This window comes from Erythrobacter sp. NAP1 (assembly GCF_000152865.1).
Classification (GTDB): Bacteria; Pseudomonadota; Alphaproteobacteria; order Sphingomonadales; family Sphingomonadaceae; genus Erythrobacter.
Genome location: NZ_CH672390.1, coordinates 2489660 through 2509272, shown reverse-complemented (window position 1 = coordinate 2509272; position 19613 = coordinate 2489660). Strand labels below are relative to the sequence as shown.

Genomic DNA, 19613 nt, shown 5'->3' with positions numbered 1-19613 from the left:
GTGAAGCCTGGCTTCAGCGCGCTGCGAGCATGTCGATCATTGGTCGGATCGGGCTGACATCATACCCTGCCGCCATTGCAGCGCTGACGATCTCGTCAGGTGCAGCGCCGCTCTTCGCCTGAGCAAGGGCCCACAGAAAGGTCGAGCGGGTCCCCGACCGGCAATAGGCGAGAACAGGGCCGTCGGCTGCGTCGAGTGCAGCAACCATCTCGTTCACCTGCGCTTCGCTGAATCCGGTATGCCCGATTGGAATGGCGACATACTCAAGTCCCGCATCGCGCGCGAGGTTGGCGATCTCATCTCCCTGCGGCGCGGTTGGCTCCTCGCCATCGGGGCGGTTGTTGACGATCATCGCGAAGCCCTGCTCCTTTGCTGCAGCGATATCCTCTGCGCCGATCTGAGGGCTTGCGGAGACGGAATTGGAGAGCTTGCGAAAATCTGACATCGTTCCTGCGCTTTCTTCTGGCTTGTCGCGACCTGCGTGGCAATGCCCTCGCTTGATCCGGCATGCAAGATCAGCAGATCCATCAGGACCCCTCGAAATTGTCACATTTTTACGTCAAGACACTGTCTTGAGTTAAATCATTCGCATAGCGCCGCTTTGTGCGCTATGAGTTGATCAATGAAGAGTTCTCTCGAATGTGGGAGCACGATTCTTCGTCTGGTGCGGGTTGTTGCCCACGTTACCAGCGATTTGGAGGCCGGGCAGCGTGATAAGGTACGTACTAAGTTATGGGTTACGACAGGGGACGTCGGCGCGGACGGGACAAGCGGGACGGATTCGGCGAAGACAGCTTTGATCCATTTGGCGGAGGTGATGGCTTCTCGCCTCCTTCCGATTACGGAAATGATCGTGGTGGCGACCGTTTCGGCGGTGGTGATCGTTATGGCGGCGGAGGCGGTGGTGATCGCTTCGGCGGCGGCGATCGAAACGGTGGAGGCGGCGGCTTCGGCGGCGGTCCTCGTGGCGGCGGCGGTGGTGGCCGCGGCGGCGGCGCTGGTGGCGGTGGCGGCGGCTTCAACCGCATGCCCGCTCAGGTCGTTGGCACCGGCAAAGGTACGGTAAAGTTCTTCAACGGCCAGAAAGGCTTCGGCTTCATCCAGCAGGAAAGCGGCGGTGAAGACGTCTTCGTTCACATCAGCGCAGTCGAACGCGCAGGGCTCGAAGGTCTTGCCGAAGGTCAGGAGCTGGAGTTCAACCTGGTCGACCGCGGCGGCAAGGTGTCCGCCCAGGATCTGCAGGTTGTGGGTGACGTGATCGCCGTCCAGCAGGCCGGCGGCCCGCCCAAACGCGAACTCACAGGCGAAAAGGCAACCGGCACCGTCAAGTTCTTCAACAGCATGAAAGGCTTCGGCTTCCTCGTGCGCGATGATGGCCAGCCGGACGCTTTTGTTCACATCAGCGCAGTTGAGCGCTCGGGCCTCTCGGCGATCAACGAAGGCGAACGTTTCGAGTTCGACCTCGAAGTCGATCGACGCGGGAAGTATTCGGCGGTCAACCTCGTGCCGGTGCAGGGCTAAAACTCTCAACATCCGGCCGTTTGACCATTCAGGTGAGCGGCCCTATTTCAAAACGAATGGCGGCTCATAGACGAGCCGCCATTTGCTTTTGAGCTGCAAACACAATCAGGGATTAAACTCATGTCGATATCGCCGCTTATGCCAGTCTATCCGCGTTGCGGAGTGCGGCCTGTCCGAGGCGAGCATTGCCACCTTATCGACGAGGACGGCACGCGTTACCTGGATTTTGCCAGCGGCATCGCGGTGAACCTGCTTGGTCATTCTCATCCCGGGCTGACCAAGGCGATCCAGGATCAGGCGGCGACCCTGATGCATGTCTCGAACCTATATGGCAGCCCGCAAGGCGAGAAGCTGGCGCAGCAGTTGGTCGACAAGACCTTCGCCGATACCGTTTTCTTCACCAACTCGGGAGCAGAAGCGGTGGAAGGCGCGATCAAGGCAGCGCGCGCCTATCACCAGAACGCCGGTGAGCACGGGGACAAGGATCGCTTTGAGCTGATTACGTTCAGCAATGCCTTCCATGGACGTACGATGGCGACGATCAGCGCGTCCAACCAGACCAAGATGCATCACGGCTTCTCGCCAATGCTCGAAGGTTTCAAATACGCGGAGTTCGACAATCTCGAGTCTGCGAAAGAATTCATCGGTCCGCGCACGGCAGGCTTCTTGGTAGAACCGATTCAGGGCGAAGGTGGCATCCGGCCTGCTTCCGACAGTTTCATGAAGGGGTTGCGCGAACTCGCCGACCAGCACGACCTGATGCTGGTTCTGGATGAGGTTCAGTGCGGCGTTGCTCGAACCGGTAAGATGTACGCTTACCAACATTACGGGATCGAGCCAGACATTCTCGCCACGGCGAAAGGGCTAGGCGGAGGTTTCCCGATCGGGGCCGTTCTCGCAACCGAGAAAGCTGCGCGCGGCATGACCTTTGGCACGCACGGCTCGACCTACGGCGGTAATCCGCTCGCAATGGCCGCAGGCGGCGCTGTCATGGACGCGGTCGCAAACGAGGAATTCCTCGCTGAAGTAACAGAGAAGGGCGAGCGCATCCGAGCCCGGCTCGAACAATTCATCGGAAACTATCCAGAGCTGTTCGAACTTGTTCGGGGCAAGGGGCTGATGCTTGGGATTAAGATGAAGGTCGAAAGCCGACCCTTCTTCGTCCACCTGCGCGATAATCACCAATTGCTCACTGTTGCCGCTGGCGATCAAACTCTGCGTGTTTTGCCGCCGCTGGTGATCGGCGATGCTGAGATTGACGAGTTTTTCGAGAAGCTCTCGGCTGGGGCGGCAAGCTTCAAAGTGCCCGAGGCCGCGTGATGACTGTTGCCCGGCATTTTCTCGATCTTGGCGATGCCGGAGCCGACGCAATAGCCGCGATGATTTCGGACGCTCTCGACCGCAAGGAAGCGCGGCGCGATTGGCCGAAGGGCAAGACGGACGCGGATGAGCCGCTCAAGGGGCGTGTCTTGGCGCTCGTCTTTGAGAAGAACTCGACTCGAACCCGTGTCAGCTTTGATGTGGCGATGCGGCAATTGGGCGGGACCGTGCTGATCCTCGAAGCGGGATCGAGCCAATTGGGCAGAGGCGAAACTATCGCTGACACCGCAAGAGTGCTCAGCCGGATGGTAGATGCGATCATGCTGCGCACCGACGATCATGCGAAGATCGAAGAAATGGCCCGCCATGCGAGCGTACCGGTCATAAACGGCCTGACCGATCGTTCTCATCCCTGTCAGATTGTGGCCGACCTCTTGACCATCATTGAACATAAGAAGCCTTTACCCGGCCTCGAAGTTGCATGGTTTGGAGACGGCAACAACGTGTTGCACTCGGTTCTTGAGGCCGCAGGGCTGCTTAAGTTCAACGTGCGAGTGGCCACCCCAGAGGGTTACGAACCAGCGGCGGAGTTTGTCGAGATAGCTCGTTCAGGCGGCGCAAGCGTGACGCTGACGCATAACGCTCAGCAAGCCGCAGATGGCGCCGATGTGCTTGTTACGGACACTTGGATATCGATGGGTCAGGCAGATGCCGACGATAAGCGCAAGGCAATGGCCCCCTATCAGGTCAACGGCGACTTGATGGCGCGTGCCAAGCCCGAGGCAATCTTCCTACATTGCTTGCCGGCCCATGTGGGCGAAGAGGTGAGCGAGGACGTGTTCGAAAGCTCACAGTCTGTCGTATTTGACGAAGCAGAAAACCGCATCCACGCCCAAAAGTCGGTGCTTCTTTGGAGTTTCGGACTCTTGGCCAACGGCTGAGAATTTCAGGAACTCGGCAAGAGGGCTTCAAGGCAAGCATATCACCCACCATATGATGGGGATGGAGAACCAACCTGAGACTTTTGCCGACAAGTTGCTCGGCTTTACACTGCCTTTGCGCAATGCCCGCGCGAGGGTTGTGAGGCTAGACCGCGTCATAGACGACGTTCTTGCCGCCCATGATTACCCGCCCCCGATCACTCACTTGCTAGGAGAAGCGCTGGTCCTCGGCGCCCTCATGGGCGGCTTGCTCAAAGCTGATGGCGACGATGCCCAACTGACAATGCAGGCTCAGACCAAGGACGGGGCGGTATCGCTTCTCGTGTGCGACTATCGCGGTGGGCAATTGCGCGGATATGCTGATTTTGACGATGCACGCCTGTCGCAGCTTGGGGCCAACCCGTCGCTGACCGCCCTGTTCGGTGAAGGATATCTCGCGATCACATTCGAGACTGGCCAGGGGCAGAGATACCAAGGAATTGTTCCGCTCGAAGGCGATAATTTGGCTCAGGCGTGTGAAAGCTATTTCACCCAGTCTGAACAGATCCCCACGCTAATCCGAATTGCCAGCAAGTCTTCTTCGACCGGGCGAGTTGCAGCGGGTATTCTCGTTCAGCATTTGGCAGACGGAGAAGAAGGCAGGGAGCGTCTGCATGTTCGGATGGATCATCCAGACTGGGAGCACATCGTCGCATTGGCGGGTACGATCAGTCACGAAGAATTACTGGACCCCGCTCTGTCGCTGGAAGGCATCGCGTGGCGCCTTTTCCACGAAGAGCCAGAGATCAGGATACAGCCAGGAGCAGCCCTTTCGCGAGGCTGTCGCTGCAATGCCGAGTATTATAACACCGTGATCGCGCGGTTTCCTGAGGCCGAACGTGAAGAAATGCGCGATGAGCAAGGACTTATCGTCGTTGACTGCGCATTTTGCGCAAAGAAATTTGAACTGTCAGTTTAACGATTTGCCGCTGTTCAGAAACGGCTCATCGTACTTAGCCTAATTTGAACAAGTGAAATTCATGCAATCCCGCAAGGACACCAATATGACTGAGCGTGTTCAACTCTCGCCGATTGGCATAATCGCAGCCTTGGGAATGATTATCCTGGGGCTCACGGTCCCGGCTGCCGCGCAGTCAGATAGCCTGTCCATGCTGACTGGGCTTTCGAAAGGCGAATGGACGATCAAACATCGAGACGGATCGGCAGATCGCAAGGTCTGTGTCAGGACCGGTGAGGAGCTCATTCAGCTGCGTCATATGACCTCTGGTTGCAGTCGATTCGTTGTTGAGGACGATGCGAGCAAGGTGACCGTTCAGTATACGTGTCCCGGCAATGGCTATGGCCGCACCAACATCCGTAAGGAGACCGGCGCGCTCGTGCAGATTGAAAGCCAGGGGATCGCTTCAGGACTGCCGTTTCAATTTGTTGCAGAAGCGCGGCGTACGGGCAGCTGCTAGGTCTGAGACCAGTAAGTCGGGGTGGATTGCTAATTCGTCTACGTCCGCTAGTTGGTCTTGATGAAAAACAAAGGAAACCAAAGCGGTCGACCCAAGGCGGTGGTTCTATTGTCTGGTGGGCTCGACTCGATGGTCAGTGCGGCGACTGCTCTCGAGAACGGTTTCGACGTTCATGCCCTGACAATAGACTACGGCCAGCGCCATAGGCGGGAACTGGCAGCGGCGAGGTCGATTGCTGAGAAACTTGATCTGAGCAGCCAGACTGAACTCGCTCTCGATTTGACTGCGTTTGGCGGATCAGCGCTTACTGACGAGATTGATGTGCCGAAAGGAGGGGTCGGGGACGATATTCCGGTCACTTATGTGCCAGCGCGCAACCTCGTCTTCCTCGCGCTCACCACAGCTTGTGCTGAGGCCGCAGGAGCAAATGACATCTTCATCGGGGTGAATGCGCTCGATTATTCAGGCTATCCTGATTGTCGGCCCGAATTCATTGCCAGTTTTGCGGAAACAGCAAAGCTCGGGACAAAGGCTGGCGTGGAAGCGGCTCCCTTCAAGATTCACGCACCGCTACAAAACATGACGAAGGCTGATATTGCGCGCGAATGCGCGAGGCTTCGCCTCGATCCGTCATGGAGCTGGTCTTGCTATGATCCGACGCCTGAAGGCCTTGCATGTGGCCTGTGCGATTCCTGTCGGCTTCGCAAGAAAGGGTTTGAAGAAGCAGGGCTCATCGACACCACGCCCTACGCCAACTGATTGAAGCTCTTCAGAATCCTCTTTGAGCCACCTGCGAAGATCGCCGAGCCAAAAAGAAAGGGGCCGGATCTCTCCGGCCCCTTCTTTACTTTGTGGCTGAAGCAAATTCTTACATGCCCGAGCCCGGACCGTAAGTAACTTCAACGCGACGGTTCTGCAGTTCGCGAACACCGTCAGCGGTCGGAACACGCGGCTGTGACTCGCCGAATGCTTCGCTGCTGATGCGGCCGTCCGGAATACCGCGACCCGTGAGGTATGCGCGGACCGATGCGTTGCGACGCTCAGCCAGACCCATGTTGTAGGTCACGCTGCCCGAACGGTCGGTGTGACCTGCGAGCATCACTGCAGCGGTGCCGCAGTTTGCGTAAGCCGTGACCGCGTTGTCCAGGATCGTCGCAGCATCAGCCGTGATGACCGATTCATCGAAGTCAAAGAAGACGATGTAAGGGCCCGTGTTGCACGGCGGCGGCGGCGGCGGTGGAGGCGGCGGCGGCGGCGGTGGCGGAGGAGGCGGCGGCGGCGGTGGCGGCGGCGGCGGAGGCGGAGGAGGCGGTGCTTCACCACCGAAGTTGTACGTCAGCGTACCAAGGATCGAGTGCGTGTTGAAATCGCCTTCGAGCGGACGACCGAGCGGGTCAATGATGCTCACGCTTTCGGCGTTGAAGTAACGATACTTCAGCCCGACGTCGAAGCTGTCGCTAAGCGGCGCACGGATACCTGCAAGCAGCTGCCATGCGAGACCGGTGTCGGAATCGTCCCACACGCCAGGGCCGTTGGTGTTCACGCGACCATCGAGATCGACACGAGCAACACCAACACCAGCGCCGGCAAAGCCCTGAATACCGTCGTCCGAACCGAAGTCGAACAGGCCGTTGATCATGAAGCTGAGCGCGCTCGTTTCACCGAGAGCGTCACGCACGTCAAAGAAGCGGTTAAAACCACCTTGAGCCGACGGGTTCAGCGCGAGGCCTTCCGTGCCTGCAGCCACTTCGTCAAGTTCAGCTTCTTTGTAGCTAACCTCTGCTTCGAGACGGAATGCTCCGAAGTCATAACCGACAAGCGCACCAAAGTCGCCTCCGGTGTCGTGGTCAGCAACGGCGTCGCCGGGGCTGCCGTCTACATCAAATGTGGTGTCTTCGACGAGCATCACACCAGCATCACCCTGTACGTACCATTGGCCTTCGCGGGCCATGGCGGGCGCGGTGAGTGCGGTCGAAGCCATCGCCAAGCCGATGACTAATTTACGCATTCTAGAATTCCCCTTCTTTTAAGTCTGAGGCGCCCAATATCTCTATCTTCTCCACAGATGAGTAGCAAGCGATCAATGCCGCAGATGTGTTGCAAGAATGCCGCTATTGGGGTGCTTTGCTGCAAAATGTGCAATTCTGACCAGAGCACTTTGCAAGGCGACCGCTGTTCCCAGCGCTCTTAAGCCGAGTTTCTCGGAAAAACTCCAATCATTCGAAGCGCTTCAATTAACTCGCCGATGGCGGCACGAGCTTCGCTATCGACAGTCGCCCCGCCGGTTGGGATTGCCGGTTCTGATGCTGCGCTCCAGCCTGCCTCGAAAAGCAGTGTCGCCATCGTTTCACGATTGAAGACCTGCATGCCGTCTTGAGGCGAGACATACTGCCAAGCCCCGGCGATCCACATAGCAATTTCGTCAATGTGGCCGGCCCATCCATCGATTGGGTCCGGACCGACCAGGAAACAGGCACCTTCCGCGGGATTGTCAGGCGGTGTGCTTGTGTGCTGCTCAACTGCACGAGGCAGCAAGGCATCGAGAATGGAAAAGGCTTGGTTTAGGAAGAATTCCTTCTGAGCCTGCCCCGAAAACAGCAGCGGTAGCGCGGCGTTTGGGGTGGTCGAGGGAAAGTGAATGGGGACAGCCATAACGAGTGCTCCTGAAGTTAGTCGATTGTTGCAAGCAGAAGGGCGCTTGATTGGCCGAAAGTGCCGATCTGTCTGACCCAAAGGGCGTTGCTGCCGTGTTGAGCGAGAAGCTCAGCCCGCATCGACTGCGAGAGCGAGAAGCTCGCAGCCGTTACAAGCCAAGCCTTTGCAGGATTTTCGCAAGAGCCATAACCGACGGTATAGGCTTCCTTTTCCTCAACGAGAGGCACCTCACTGGCATCGGGCCAATGCCATTGTCCACGCGCGCGCCTTGTCCAACAGAACGTTTGTTCACCGTCAGCCTGTCGGGTCGAGCGCGGCGCCATGGGCATAAGCGGACGTTGCGACAAGCCCGCATTGTGAATGCTGGAAAAGACCGGTTCCTGGTCGGCGCGCCCGATGGCAGCGATCCTCGAACCTGCTCCCGGTTCCACCAAAGTCGGATCGATAGTTGTCAGTCTATGGTCTAGCAGCACAACGAGAGTCCCCGCTGCATGTCCTTCGGATGCAACGTCTTCTGTACCAGCGCGTGCTCGCAACAGGCCTTGGAGCCGCCACTGTGTCTCCGTGAGGCGCTGTGCAGACAAGAACTGGATGATCTCTCCGCCCACCAGCAAGCGATTGGCTCCCATGGCCAGCCCAGTCACATCGGTATCGTCGAACGCCAGGTCGTCCGCAGCGAGAGCAACGTCGAGGTGCGCATTGGGCTCCAGCAATGCACCTGAGGACGCCCCGACTGGCGCAGATAGCTCACCCGCGACAGCCCGGTCCTTGGCGCTCACACCGATTTCTTCGAGAGTCCCGGCGCGCTCGGCATAAAGAGCCGATCCCCGCCACCCTGCCCCTGAGGAGGATGCAGCCGCCATCACTATAGGATTGGTGGGCGATGAGCCATTCTCCGGGGGCAGTTCAAAGGCCCAAAGGAGGCTTGGCGTCGCAATCAAATCCGCAGGGATGTTTGCAGCCCCTGCATCGCTCGACAAGGTTTCGGGAAGGACAGGTGCAAGTCGCTCGAGGCCAAGCTCGATTCCGCGGTCGAACCACTCCCAGCTTCGCACCTTCCAGTTCCCGGTCTTGTTGGGCAGGCGAACCACGCTCCCAGGAGCTACGTTGGGGTCAAGTTCTCCAATGCGCCAAACAACCTGCTCGTTGCGCCACCGAGCGCGGTAGGCGTTCGAATTCGCGAGCCTTCGTGCGCCTTGAGCGGTCATCGTGGCGGGTAGGTCGACCATCATCTCACGGCCATTTGGGCGCAAGCCCGCCGCGCGTTGCACGCCTGGCTGATAATCCCGTTGCTCGTCGTAGTAACGAATGGCCAAAGGCTCTGGGCCCGGCGCGGCCTCGCGCCGCGTGACTTGCTCGCTCGCCTCTTCGCTGTCGCGGTCAGACAGTTGTTCGGGCAGGACTGGAATTTCGCTCGGCAGGATACTCGCCGATGACAAGCGCAAGCCTTCACGCTGCGTCACGCAATCCATGGGAAAGACGCGGTTAATTGCGGAGAGTGAGGACCCCACTGCCCCTCCATCATCGGTAAACCCGCGAGCATCTTGAAGCTTGGATTGAGGTGAGTCCGAGATGCATTCCGGAACCAGCCGGTCGAGCGTTACTGCCGCGTCGTGGTCCGCGAATATCTCGAAGCTCAGCGCTGGGATGCGATTGCCATACTCGCTCAGTTGCAAGTTTTCGAACACGACATGAGCGCAATCGCGAAAGGCGGGTGCCGAAACGCCCTTGTCGGCCGAGATTGCCGGGTCGACCGAATTGTCGCCCGTACCAAGGTAAACCCGCATATCGCCATCTGCCTTGAGGTCGCCGCTTGCACCTCGCAACAGATTGCCATCCGCCCATATGCGCCCAATTCCTGCGATCGGAGTGCTTGAAAGAGCGACGGCAAAGGAGACCGAATAGGAGTAGGTCGTGGTCGAAGGACGGCCCTTGCCGCCACCTTGTTTCGCCGAGGTTTCGACCAGATCTGTTGACCAGATGATCGTCCCTGCCGTTCGCACTCGCCCGAAGTTGCGCGGAATCGACTGGCCGTACGTCGATGTGGTGACGGAGAGCTCTTTCAGCCTCGGGCCTTCCCGGGTTCCTGCTCCGACAATGATGTTGTCGGCCTGTCTTCCGACGAAAGCACCGACTGCGCCCCCAAGCGGGCCGCCGATCGCAGTGCCGATCGCGGTGAATAACAAGGTGGCCATGGCCGCTCCTCAAATGTTCATGATGGAAAGCGCCAGCGCGCAACTGTAGTAAGCGTCGGATCGCGCCGCCCGCGAACAACACGCCTGATCCCGGCATGCGCGTGAATGATTTCCGAGGACGCTTCGATGATCTGAATGTGCTGCTGGCCAGGCCCCGGCTGTACAAGCAACACGTCGCCGCGCCTGTCGCAGCCTGTCGCCTGTTCCAGACCATACTGGCCGGCGGCCGCGAACCATCGCGAAGGAGCGCTGTTGCGCAATCTGTATCCTGATGGCGCAGGTGCTGATATTCCGATCCTGCGCAGGCTTTCATGAAGCAGACCGATACAATCGAGGCCTGTTTCGACATCCCTGCCATACAGCCGAAATGGCGTTCCGATCAGCCCCGCGGCGGCTTGGGCAAGCGCGTCGCCGCGCGACACCTCGGCGTTATCTGCTGCCATTTCCGTACCGGGCTAAAAGATCATTGCCGGGAAGGAATGGCTCACCGCGAAAATTGATCGAGTTGCCGAAGCGCGAAGTGCAAGTCGCGAGCAGATGATCGCAGCCCTGCAATAGCTCGGCCTGCACGCCGGCTTCGATCTGCGCGCTGATTGGCCGGTCTAGTGTGAGCCAGTCCTCTTCGCCGCCTAGAACGCCAAAAACTGAACCGGTCTGGGGGCCAACAAGAAAGCGAACCTGCCCCTCGATGTGATCCGCGGCCAGAACGTCAGCGACCTTGATGCGGTTGCGTTCATGATCGACCGCCGCGACGGTGCGCCTCGAAGTGAAGCGCGGGGCAGAAAGCCCACAGCCAGGCCCGCAAAACTGGGCTCGGCAAGTGGGACTTGTTCGCGGCACGAGGTCGCGTTCGAGGATATGCTTCGCTGACTTCAACTCGCCCGAAAACGCGCGACCGTCATCCTCGATGGAGCCAAGAATTCCGGAATAGATCGTATGGTGATCGAGCGTTTCCCAATCCACTATTCCAACTTCGATCGTCGCGTCATCAAAGAGGCCGTTGGCGAGATCATCTTCTCGGATTGAAGCATGACTAAGCGCACCTTCGACACCTGCACTGTCTTCCGACAGATCGGACGTCATTCGAATGGCGGCTGGAACCATGCCCGGCGCTGCGCGGTGCGTTATTCCGTCGATTAGGAGATCGCGATTGTGACTGGTGAAGCCATACGCCACTCCATCGCGGCGGAAGATCCGCCAGAAGGTGGCAGCCGTTTCGAGCTCGCTGGAGAAAAACCGCCGCATCAGATTTCTTCGCGAAGCTCGATCAGCGGCACGCTTGGCGCTTCTCCAGCTTCGAAGTTCACAGCCGAAATGTCGATGCGATCCTCGGCAAATCGAACTGGGACGTCGAACAGAAAACCCGCCCGGATTTCATCGCCTTCAACCGGCGCGGTGGCAAAAGTCAGAAGGCCTTTCTCACCGAGCGTCCAGTCAGTGTTGGGGCTGCCGCCAACACTAACCAACAGGCTTTCAGGGCGTGGACGTGTGATCGGACGGATTTGTGGATCGGAGCCTGATCCATATGATTTGACTAGCTGAAAATCTGCAGTGAGCCCGTCCCCAGTCCCGATCAACTGGTCGAACATGGACGGCGTACCGGTCATTGCGTTTGTGCTGTTGTCGAAGGGGTCGCTTATACGAAATCCTCGCGCCGCCCCACGCCTGGCGCGGAAGAAGGCCACCAGTTGCGAGAGCTCGCTTTCCGACCGGATCCCCGGCCCCACGTCGAAATGCACGCGTGCATCGGACCAAAGCGAATTGCGGCGCTCATGACCTGACGCGGTAACTGACACCGAAGTTGCAAACTCTGGAGCGACAGCGGTGCTCCGCCCGAGGGGGAAGGGGTAAAGCGTGTCGTCAAATGCATCCATGGCATCCTCCAGAATTGTTGGCAGGCGGGTGTAGCCATCGCGGTTGATCTGAGGCTGCGCCCAAACATATCGGCGCATGATCGAACGCCGTGCGGCTTCGTCGATGCCCGCATCAATGCGGGTCCAGAATGTCTTGGCGTCCTCTGGCAGCAAAACGAAACCAGCGAGGTAATCCTGCTCTTCAAGCGGATACTTCAATCGCTCGTCCACAAAAGCGTAGGCATTGCGGCGCAAGGCGTCTGCCCCGCCAGTCAGCCAATCGTAGTCTTCAAGTTGCAGGCGATCGAAGGCGGGGTGCGCCCATCCTGTCGGAAGGTTTGCCCGATACAGCTCGGGCATGTTGGGATCGAGGATAGTTGGCGTGAATGCGAGAAGCAGAACCTGCGCATCACCGGTAGCCGCGCTTTGAATATCCGAGGTGAGAGCGGCAGTCGATTGGGCGAGCAGCTCTCCTGCGGCCTCCAACAGCGCGATCTGTGCTGAATCGAGTGGCAAACGCATATCGGCGATTTCAGGTGGCGAACCGCCGAAGACAGCTCGCGCGGCATCGTCATATAGGCAGATTTGTGCGTCGCTCGTAGTCCACCACCACGGTTCCCCAATCTGCATTCGAACAGGCTGGGACGATTGTTCGAGCAGGCTGACAAACCGAAGAGCACCGGCGCTGAGCCAGGCCATGGCATCGGAGTTGGCTGGAGACAGAAGCGTTGAAGGAGGTATCCATCCTGTCAATGCTGGTGCACCGCTTGATGTTCTTTGCTTCCATTCCTCCGGGCAATACGCATCGAACAGTTCATAAGAGATCGATGCAATCGTCTCCAAATCCTGATCGGCTGCCAGTTTGAAGAAGTTCGCGTGCCATTCCGCCGCCGGGGTACACAATTCGCCGATTGGGCTTGCCAGGAGGTCCGAGCCTTGCCGTTCAAGCCGCATGAAGTGGCTCATTCCGACGTAGTGAACGATGTCCTCGCGATAACCCAGACCGATGACCCCGCGCAGGAGGCGAGCGGGTGTCTGGTCGTATCCATCGTCATAAGCCGTTGCCATGCGTTCGCCGTGTATGGGCAAGCGCACGTCACCGATTTCCAGCATCGAGTTGAGGCCATCAGCGTTGATTTGCGAGATCGTCACCCGGCCATTGAATCGCTCCGACAAAGGAGCGTTGCTGCCAGCGACATATCCAGGCGCGACCATCGAGATGAACATCCGGTCGATATCGGCCGCGTTGATCGGCGCGCCGGGCAGAGCGAAGCCTGACTGGATTTCGGAGAATGGCAACTCGATCTCGGCATCGGTTGGCGTCCCGGATGCATAATTCCACAAACGAATGAACCAGGTTTGCGGATTGCCTGCGTCGTCGCGGCCCTCGATCGTCAGGGTCGGCCCGTTGACCGCGTCGAGCGGGATCACGCCTTGCGACTTCCAGCGAAAGCTCAGCGTCGTGTGCGAATAATCCAGGCTGGTTTCATATGCGAGAAGCGGATGGTCAAGCCGATCCACACTGTCCCAGATCAGCCCGACAAGCTCGCCCTCGTTATGGAGCTCAAGGTCGACCTGCATGCTGTCGGCGCTGGTCGTGATGACCGATGCCATCGCGGGCCGCGGAAAATTGACCGTCCAGAAGCGTGGATCAAAGCGCTGGATAAAGCTCGATTGCTGTCCCCTGCGTCCGTCTGCGAGATAAAATGACACGGGCCTTTCTCCTCTCTCAGCGGTCGCGCAAAGCGCGGCGAACTGCGCTTGCGACCTGGCGTGACGAGCGTTTCATCGCGGTGGGCGCTGCCGTTCCGCGCGGTGTTGCGAGTTGAATAGAGACCTGCACATTTTGGCCCGGTGCAGACGTTCCAGCGTTCGGCGCGATGCTGCCGGCGCTGGTGGGCACGAAAAGTTCAGGACCATTCTCACCGACGACATAGCCGCGTCCGGGTGAAACCGGGCCGCCGGTTGCACGTCCCGGCAATCCGAGCAAAGCTCCAAGCGATCCGCCGAGAAGTTTGCCCGCTCCGCTTTTCGAGTTTGAGAAAAGAGATCCGATCCCGGCGCTGATCGCATGCGCGGCGATGGAGTCCATCGCACGAAAAGCGACACGCTTGAGGTCGTCGAAGCCGAGTACCCCTCGGCGCAAGGCCGAGGTGAGGCCGCGTTCGAGGACAGAGCCTGCGCGCCCGAAACCATCGACCAGAGACGTGTCGAGCGCCCCCCGCATCGATTGCAAGTCTGACGTGAAGCCGTCGGTAGTCGCTCGCACGTCGATCACGAGTTCATCGAAGTTGTCATCCATTTTGATCGCGCTCCATCAATTGGGAGATCAGGTCGCGGCTGGGCGCTGCAGCGCCTAGCGAGTGGGTTTCGGGGTCGCGCAGGGCTGCGATGAGCTCGGCTGGAGTTGCGCTCCAGAACTCGGCTGGACGCCAATTGAGCAGGCGCGAGGCGAGGCTGCACCACGGCGGCCAGCAATCTGCGAAAGCTGCCTCACGATCCTCACTCACGTTTTGCCTTGCAGCACTTGAGCGAGGATCGCGCGCACCGGCTTGGTGGCTTCAACCAGGCCGCCGTTGACCACTGCCTCGCCGAATGCTTCGCGCTTCGGCCGCGTGTCTTCGGAGGCGCAGTGCCACAAGAGTGCTGCGATCTCTGAAATCGTGAGCGAGCCTTCCGAGGCCCGTTCGACAAGAGCGAAGAGCGACCCGATTTCGCCCTCTGCCGCGACAAGACTTTCGAAAGTCGGGCGCAGCACGAACTCCTGCCCGTCGACCGAAAAGCTGGTCTCGCCTCTGTGCGGATTGGCAGCCATTTTCAGGCTGCCACCACTGGGCCAGAGCTTTCGAGCTGGAGCGTGTAGTTGCGCTCCCCGTTGAAGTCGCCCGAGTAATCGAGGCGCTGAACGAGAAAACGCCCGCGTAGCTTTTCCCCGTCTTCGAAAGACAATTCATAATCGTCGATTGTCCCGGCAAGGGCATGCGAGCGAACAGCGCCTTCTTCCGTGCTCCCGAGGAAAATGCCAGCAGCGCTGACCGAAACCGATCTGGTGCCGGCCCCTGAAAGAAGGTCTCGCCAACCGCCCGATTGCTTGTGTGTTATCGCGACTGGATCGCCGTTGATAGTCATCTGCGTGGTCCTGAGACCCGCAACAGTCCGGTAGGCGACAGGGGAACCCTGGTCTGAAATCTTAAGAAGGAAAGCTGAGCCGTTTTGCGCAGGCATAGAGAATTCTCCTTGGGTAATATCAGGATTGTGGGGCGAAGATCCGGAAGCGGAATTCGAGCAGCGCGCCGCGAAGGTTGTTCGCACGCTCTTCGCTGCGAGATCTGAGGAAGCGAATTGAGGCCACCTCGAACTCGGTTTGAAATGGTGGAAGGTCGAGCACGCGCTGCTCGATCGCGGCAACAAGCAGGCCATCAGCGTCAGCCTCATCCGCGCGGCTTTCGAGCTCAAGCGCAATTCGAACCTCGCGCCCCGGTCGATCCTTGGTCCCCCAGTCGGTCGAAGCGCTTGCTGCAATGCCCAGCCACGGCGCGCTTGCGGTGATGGGCGCCTCTTCCTCGATCGCGTTGATTTGAGTGAGTGCAGGGTCAGCGCGGAGCCAGTCGATCAGCTCGCGGCGCAGGAAGTTTTCCATAATGTCACTCCATTCCCAGGTCAGGCCAAAGCGATGCGGGCGAATGCCAGTCCGCGCGTGACTGACGTGTGCGCACGGACAGCCTCTGCGTGTGCTTGTCACCAAGACGCTGAGCGGCCGTTCGCAGGCGACGGGCAAGGCTGTCGATGTCGGTAAAGGCCTCGATCATGCGATCCGCACGCCGCGCCAAGGGCGCCAAAGCGCGCTCACGCTCGCGGGCGGAATTGAGAGACTTTTGCTCTCTCCTACCCTGTCGCGCTCGCGATACTCGAACGCGCAAAGCCGGATGATGCCTTGCTTGAGCGGACCGGGAATGTCGTTCCATGTCCCGGCGATCCCGGTTCGGACCCGGACAGCGATCGCCTGGCCTTCGACCTCGCGATACAATTGAAAACAAGCAGTGCCGTCCTGTTGCAGCTCGAATGAAAAGCTCTCAGCTTCCAGCGCCATTCGCGAACCACCCTGCGCAACCACTTCAACCGTTGCGAGTGAGGCAACTGGTCGTGCGCTGAGCTGGGTGGAGCCACGGCGCACTGGCAGGCGCTCTTCAACCAGCTGCGACAAAGGGGACTGCCCGGTGAATGCCTCGCAGGTCGAGAGTGCCGAGCGCAGCAGGCTTAGCAGTCGGCTGTCTTCATTCGACCTCGTGATCCCGAGCCAGTCTTTGAGGTCATCCAGAGCAGCCCCGCTGAGATCGGCTGGTTCGACTATAGTTCGCCGCATCGCGGTCTCCCACAAACAGAGTTTCGTATGTCAAATGTGCACCCGCGCCGCTCGCGCTCGAGACCGGAGGACGCCGTCGGGGCGGCGCGGGTGCGAGATGCCGGCAGGGGAGAAAGGGGGGCTCGACCTTGCCGGGAACTGGCGAACCGCGCGATCGCGCAGTCCGCCAGCTATCTTCAGCTAGGCCTCGATCTTGAGCAGCTTGATCGCGTTCGAGTCGAGCACCTGTCCGCCAACGCGCTTGGTTGCGTAGAAATGGACGAAGGGCTTGTTCGAGAACGGATCGCGAAGCACGCGGGTCGCGCTGTGTTCTGCGATCAGGTAGCCGTGGCGGAAGTTGCCGAAAGCGATCGGGAACTCGCCCGCTGCGACATCGGGCATGTCCTCTGCCTCGACCACGGGATAGCCGAGCAGGCGATCGGGCTGACCTTCGACTAGGCCCGGCTGCCACAGAAACGCGCCATCCGCCGTCTTGAGCTTGCGAACCGACGCGAGCGTGGTCGAATTCATCACGAAGCTCGCGCCCTGACGGTGGCCGGCCTTGAGCGAATGGATGAGATCGATGAGCTTTGCATCGGGCGCTGCATCGAAACCGCTGGCATCGCCCGACCCGATATACTGCACGCTGCCAAACGCACGCACGCCGTCTTCAGCGGTGCTTGTCGCAGTGTTGAGGAACCCTTCGGGCTGGTTGGTTCCGGACCCATTGACGAACGCGGAGCCTTCGGCGCGGGCGAACTCGATCGCGATCTCGTTTGCAAGCCAGCTTTCAAGGTCGAATGCGACATCGTCGAGCATGCTCTGGCTCGCAGCCGGGTTAGCGTAGAGATCGCCGGAAGGCGGTGCGATTTCGGCAAAGTTAGGCGTGTCTGTTTCGGGGCGTGCAGCGGTCTCGCTAACCCAGCCCGATGCAGTGCCGCCGGTCGACACCAGCTTGCGATAGCCGGACGTGCCGGTCTGCACGACCTGTGCGATCGAACGGATCGGGCTGATTTCGGTCAGCTCGCGCGCGATGACAGCGTCGATATCCCGCGGGACTGCGAAGCCGCCATCTGAGGGCGATGCTCCATTGATCGACTTCACTTCGGTTTCGCGGCCACGACGCAGATAGCCATCGACGAAGCCCTTGACCTCCTCAGTCTTGGCGGCAGCGCCGCCGATCACGGGGCGAGAAGCTGCGCGCGAGACTTTGTCGAGCCGTGCTTTCACCTCATCGACATCGCCGCGCAGGACCTTGATATCGGCCTCGGCCTGATCCTGACGCGCGACGATATCGAAGCTCTGCTCCAAGGTGTCGGCGGGCGTGTCAGCGGGAGATTGGGGCAGTGTATCCATAGAAAATGGGCCTTTCAGTTGGGCATAAAAAAGGCCGCCCCAGTGGCGGCCCGGCTTGGAACTTCTCTGATTGACTCAGGCGACGAAGTGCACCCGCGCACCGTGTTGAAGCGGATGAGTGACGAGGCTGACTTCGAAGAGGTCGATCGACAGTAGCTCCCGGCCAGCTGAGGTGTGACGAGCTTCGCGCGCCCGATATCCGAAACTCAAGCCGCTCACCTGCCGCGCTGCCAACATCGATGCGGCGCGGCTTTGGAGGCGTTCAATTCTGGCAATCACCTTCAGACCACGCAGGTCCTCTTCGATGCGCTCGATTTCGCCAATTTGCTGGTTGGCGCGGTGTTGCCACAAGAGGGGAAGGGGTTTGCTCGCTTGTCGAAGGCTCTCTGCAAATGCGCCGCGCCGAATTGTATCGCGATCAGCGTCAGGGATGTCGAACAGTCCAGCATAGCCTGCAAATCGCAACGGAGCGTGGGGGACGACGGCTTGTGTCATCAGCCGGCCTCCCAGACACCAAGACGCACGGAAATCCCGATCAGCAATACGGCGAAAACCGCGCGGACGGCCCAGTCGATGAAGGCCTTCCAGGCGCTGGCCTTTGCGTCGCGCCATGCGCCGAGCAATTCGCGCAGCTCATCGAGGTCACCCTCTGCGCCCGCGTCTGCGAGGCCAAGCCTGTCGAGCACCCGCTTGGCCGCAAGTTCGCTTGTCTCTTCGACAATTGCGCGCAGCGTGACAACATCGGCGCCTTGGTCGTTCGCCTGGACCATCAGGCTGGCCAGCGTTTCTTCCTGCCTCATGCGCTCTCTCCATCATTTGAAAAGCCGAGCAATTCGCGCTTCTCGCTTCGCGTAAGGAAGTCGGCGTCCGAGACTTGCTTCCAAAGCCGCTCGCGGTCCTCGGAAAGTGCAGTGATGCGGTCGAGGTCCACTTCGATCCGCGCTCCTTCGAACCACGGGGCAAGACCCTGCTGGAGTGAGGAGAAGAGCTTGCTGGCAAGCGGCAGAAGCGTGAGGCGCCACAAGGCCCGGTTCGCCTCGCGATAATTGGAATAGGTGTTATCGCCCGGCAGCCCCAACAACATGGGCGGCACGCCGAAAGCGAGGGCAATCTCGCGCGATGCTGCGCTTTTGAGGGTCGCAAAATCCATGTCGGCTGGGGTCATGGCCATCGATTGCCATTTGAGGCCGCCATCAAGCAGCATCGGGCGCCCGGCATTGCCAGCCCCCGAAAAGGCTAGCTCAAGTTCGTGTTTAAGCCGCTCGAACTGTTCGCTCGTCAAGCCGGCGCCGTCGCCGGTTTCGTAAACCAGCGCTCCAGACGGGCGCGCGGCATTTTCCAGTAGCGATCGGTTCCAGTTCGAGGCTGCGTTGTGGATGGCGATAGCCTGCTGCGCGGCTGCCAAAGCGCTTGCCCCATTGTGGTCGTCGAGCGGATGCATGGTCTTGACCTGGACGATGTTGGGCCATCCGTCCTCGTCCTCGACCGGGATCCTCAAACGCTCGCCCGGCACCGAGTACTCGAACGCACATGGCCAACCGTCATTGCCCGGCACGATGGTCACCCTGTCAGGGCGCAGCGCAAAGAGCTCGGTCGGCCTGCCGCTTGCATCTTTCATGATTTGCACGAAGCCGTTGCCATGCAGGAGGACTTGACAGGCAAGCGTTTCAATCAGCGATTGACCAGCGCTGGTCGATGTCAGGAGCGCTGCAATCTCAGGGTCGCTCACAGACAGGGGGGCCTGCCCCACACCTTCGGCCACAATCCGCACGGCACGCTGAGCGATCGGATTGGCAAGAAATCCCTCGCGCACATCGGTTTCGTAGCGGAAGGGACGCAGGCTACAGTTGTCGGAATAGGTCGGCCTCCAGTTTTGCAGGACACCCGATGACAAGGGGGCAGGGTTATTTGCTCCGCCCTTGAAAGCAGAGAGCATTTGGTCGAGCAACGCCATGACGTGTTCCTTCGTGAGT

24 protein-coding genes are annotated in these 19613 nt (G+C 59.7%); 6 read left to right on the top strand and 18 right to left on the bottom strand.

Features of this window, described 5'->3' with window-relative positions:
- Positions 1 to 13: 13 nt before the first annotated feature.
- Positions 14 to 445 carry a TIGR01244 family sulfur transferase gene (locus NAP1_RS11965; protein ID WP_007165566.1) on the bottom strand — a complete coding sequence of 144 codons (432 nt, stop codon included), beginning with the start codon at positions 443 to 445 and terminating at the stop codon, positions 14 to 16.
- 287 nt (positions 446 to 732) lie between these two features.
- Between NAP1_RS11965 and NAP1_RS16740 the strand changes: the two genes are divergently transcribed.
- From NAP1_RS16740 to queC, 6 genes are all read left to right on the top strand, one after another.
- Positions 733 to 1521: a cold-shock protein gene (locus NAP1_RS16740; RefSeq protein ID WP_007165565.1), complete on the top strand. Its 789-nt coding sequence runs from the start codon at positions 733 to 735 to the stop codon at positions 1519 to 1521.
- A 120-nt stretch (positions 1522 to 1641) separates the two neighbouring features.
- The gene (locus NAP1_RS11955) at positions 1642 to 2841 is read left to right on the top strand and encodes an aspartate aminotransferase family protein (protein ID WP_007165564.1); all 1200 of its coding nucleotides are present in this window, start codon (positions 1642 to 1644) and stop codon (positions 2839 to 2841) included.
- On the top strand, positions 2841 to 3782 hold the full coding sequence (gene argF, locus NAP1_RS11950) for an ornithine carbamoyltransferase (protein WP_007165563.1): 942 nt from the start codon (positions 2841 to 2843) through the stop codon (positions 3780 to 3782). Before NAP1_RS11955 ends, argF begins: the two co-directional genes overlap by 1 nt.
- A 52-nt stretch (positions 3783 to 3834) precedes the next feature.
- The gene (locus NAP1_RS11945) at positions 3835 to 4740 is read left to right on the top strand and encodes an Hsp33 family molecular chaperone HslO (protein ID WP_007165562.1); all 906 of its coding nucleotides are present in this window, start codon (positions 3835 to 3837) and stop codon (positions 4738 to 4740) included.
- An 85-nt stretch (positions 4741 to 4825) separates the two neighbouring features.
- Positions 4826 to 5239 (top strand): hypothetical protein, encoded by a 414-nt coding sequence (locus NAP1_RS11940; RefSeq protein ID WP_040464992.1) that lies wholly within the window; start codon positions 4826 to 4828, stop codon positions 5237 to 5239.
- Between the two features lie 60 nt (positions 5240 to 5299).
- A complete protein-coding gene (queC, locus tag NAP1_RS11935) occupies positions 5300 to 5998 on the top strand; it encodes a 7-cyano-7-deazaguanine synthase QueC (protein WP_007165560.1) in 699 nt (232 codons plus the stop codon).
- A 109-nt stretch (positions 5999 to 6107) separates the two neighbouring features.
- On the opposite strand, the gene NAP1_RS11930 is transcribed toward queC, so the two are convergent.
- From NAP1_RS11930 to NAP1_RS11855, 17 genes are all read right to left on the bottom strand, one after another.
- Entirely contained in the window at positions 6108 to 7247 is a 1140-nt protein-coding gene (locus tag NAP1_RS11930; RefSeq protein WP_040464445.1) for an OmpA family protein, read from the bottom strand.
- A 179-nt stretch (positions 7248 to 7426) separates the two neighbouring features.
- Positions 7427 to 7891, bottom strand: coding sequence for a DUF2793 domain-containing protein (locus tag NAP1_RS11925; RefSeq protein WP_007165558.1), 465 nt, complete (start codon positions 7889 to 7891; stop codon positions 7427 to 7429).
- Positions 7892 to 7908: 17 nt separating this feature from the next.
- Positions 7909 to 10089, bottom strand: a complete 2181-nt coding sequence (locus NAP1_RS11920) for a phage tail protein (protein ID WP_007165557.1) — start codon at positions 10087 to 10089, stop codon at positions 7909 to 7911.
- 17 nt (positions 10090 to 10106) lie between these two features.
- Positions 10107 to 10532, bottom strand: coding sequence for an NlpC/P60 family protein (locus tag NAP1_RS11915; protein ID WP_007165556.1), 426 nt, complete (start codon positions 10530 to 10532; stop codon positions 10107 to 10109).
- Positions 10519 to 11334, bottom strand: coding sequence for a DUF2163 domain-containing protein (locus NAP1_RS11910; protein ID WP_007165555.1), 816 nt, complete (start codon positions 11332 to 11334; stop codon positions 10519 to 10521). Before NAP1_RS11910 ends, NAP1_RS11915 begins: the two co-directional genes overlap by 14 nt.
- A complete protein-coding gene (locus tag NAP1_RS11905; RefSeq protein ID WP_007165554.1) occupies positions 11334 to 13655 on the bottom strand; it encodes a DUF2460 domain-containing protein in 2322 nt (773 codons plus the stop codon). The genes NAP1_RS11910 and NAP1_RS11905 overlap by 1 nt, the downstream gene beginning before the upstream one ends.
- Positions 13656 to 13671: 16 nt before the next feature.
- Positions 13672 to 14244: a hypothetical protein gene (locus NAP1_RS11900; RefSeq protein ID WP_007165553.1), complete on the bottom strand. Its 573-nt coding sequence runs from the start codon at positions 14242 to 14244 to the stop codon at positions 13672 to 13674.
- On the bottom strand, positions 14237 to 14452 hold the full coding sequence (locus NAP1_RS11895; RefSeq protein WP_007165552.1) for a phage tail assembly chaperone: 216 nt from the start codon (positions 14450 to 14452) through the stop codon (positions 14237 to 14239). Before NAP1_RS11895 ends, NAP1_RS11900 begins: the two co-directional genes overlap by 8 nt.
- Positions 14449 to 14757 carry a gene transfer agent family protein gene (locus NAP1_RS11890; RefSeq protein ID WP_007165551.1) on the bottom strand — a complete coding sequence of 103 codons (309 nt, stop codon included), beginning with the start codon at positions 14755 to 14757 and terminating at the stop codon, positions 14449 to 14451. Before NAP1_RS11890 ends, NAP1_RS11895 begins: the two co-directional genes overlap by 4 nt.
- A gap of 2 nt (positions 14758 to 14759) precedes the next feature.
- Positions 14760 to 15167: a phage major tail protein, TP901-1 family gene (locus NAP1_RS11885; protein ID WP_007165550.1), complete on the bottom strand. Its 408-nt coding sequence runs from the start codon at positions 15165 to 15167 to the stop codon at positions 14760 to 14762.
- 22 nt (positions 15168 to 15189) lie between these two features.
- Positions 15190 to 15582 (bottom strand): DUF3168 domain-containing protein, encoded by a 393-nt coding sequence (locus NAP1_RS11880; RefSeq protein ID WP_007165549.1) that lies wholly within the window; start codon positions 15580 to 15582, stop codon positions 15190 to 15192.
- A gap of 4 nt (positions 15583 to 15586) precedes the next feature.
- On the bottom strand, positions 15587 to 15751 hold the full coding sequence (locus tag NAP1_RS16500) for a hypothetical protein (RefSeq protein WP_007165548.1): 165 nt from the start codon (positions 15749 to 15751) through the stop codon (positions 15587 to 15589).
- A complete protein-coding gene (locus NAP1_RS11875) occupies positions 15748 to 16305 on the bottom strand; it encodes a phage head-tail connector protein (protein ID WP_007165547.1) in 558 nt (185 codons plus the stop codon). The genes NAP1_RS16500 and NAP1_RS11875 overlap by 4 nt, the downstream gene beginning before the upstream one ends.
- Positions 16306 to 16485: 180 nt before the next feature.
- On the bottom strand, positions 16486 to 17640 hold the full coding sequence (locus NAP1_RS11870; RefSeq protein ID WP_007165546.1) for a phage major capsid protein: 1155 nt from the start codon (positions 17638 to 17640) through the stop codon (positions 16486 to 16488).
- Between the two features lie 75 nt (positions 17641 to 17715).
- Positions 17716 to 18135, bottom strand: coding sequence for an HK97 family phage prohead protease (locus NAP1_RS11865; protein WP_007165545.1), 420 nt, complete (start codon positions 18133 to 18135; stop codon positions 17716 to 17718).
- Positions 18135 to 18440, bottom strand: coding sequence for a DUF6127 family protein (locus NAP1_RS11860; protein ID WP_007165544.1), 306 nt, complete (start codon positions 18438 to 18440; stop codon positions 18135 to 18137). The genes NAP1_RS11865 and NAP1_RS11860 overlap by 1 nt, the downstream gene beginning before the upstream one ends.
- Positions 18437 to 19594, bottom strand: coding sequence for a phage portal protein (locus NAP1_RS11855; protein ID WP_007165543.1), 1158 nt, complete (start codon positions 19592 to 19594; stop codon positions 18437 to 18439). The genes NAP1_RS11860 and NAP1_RS11855 overlap by 4 nt, the downstream gene beginning before the upstream one ends.
- Between the last annotated feature and the right edge of the window lie 19 nt (positions 19595 to 19613).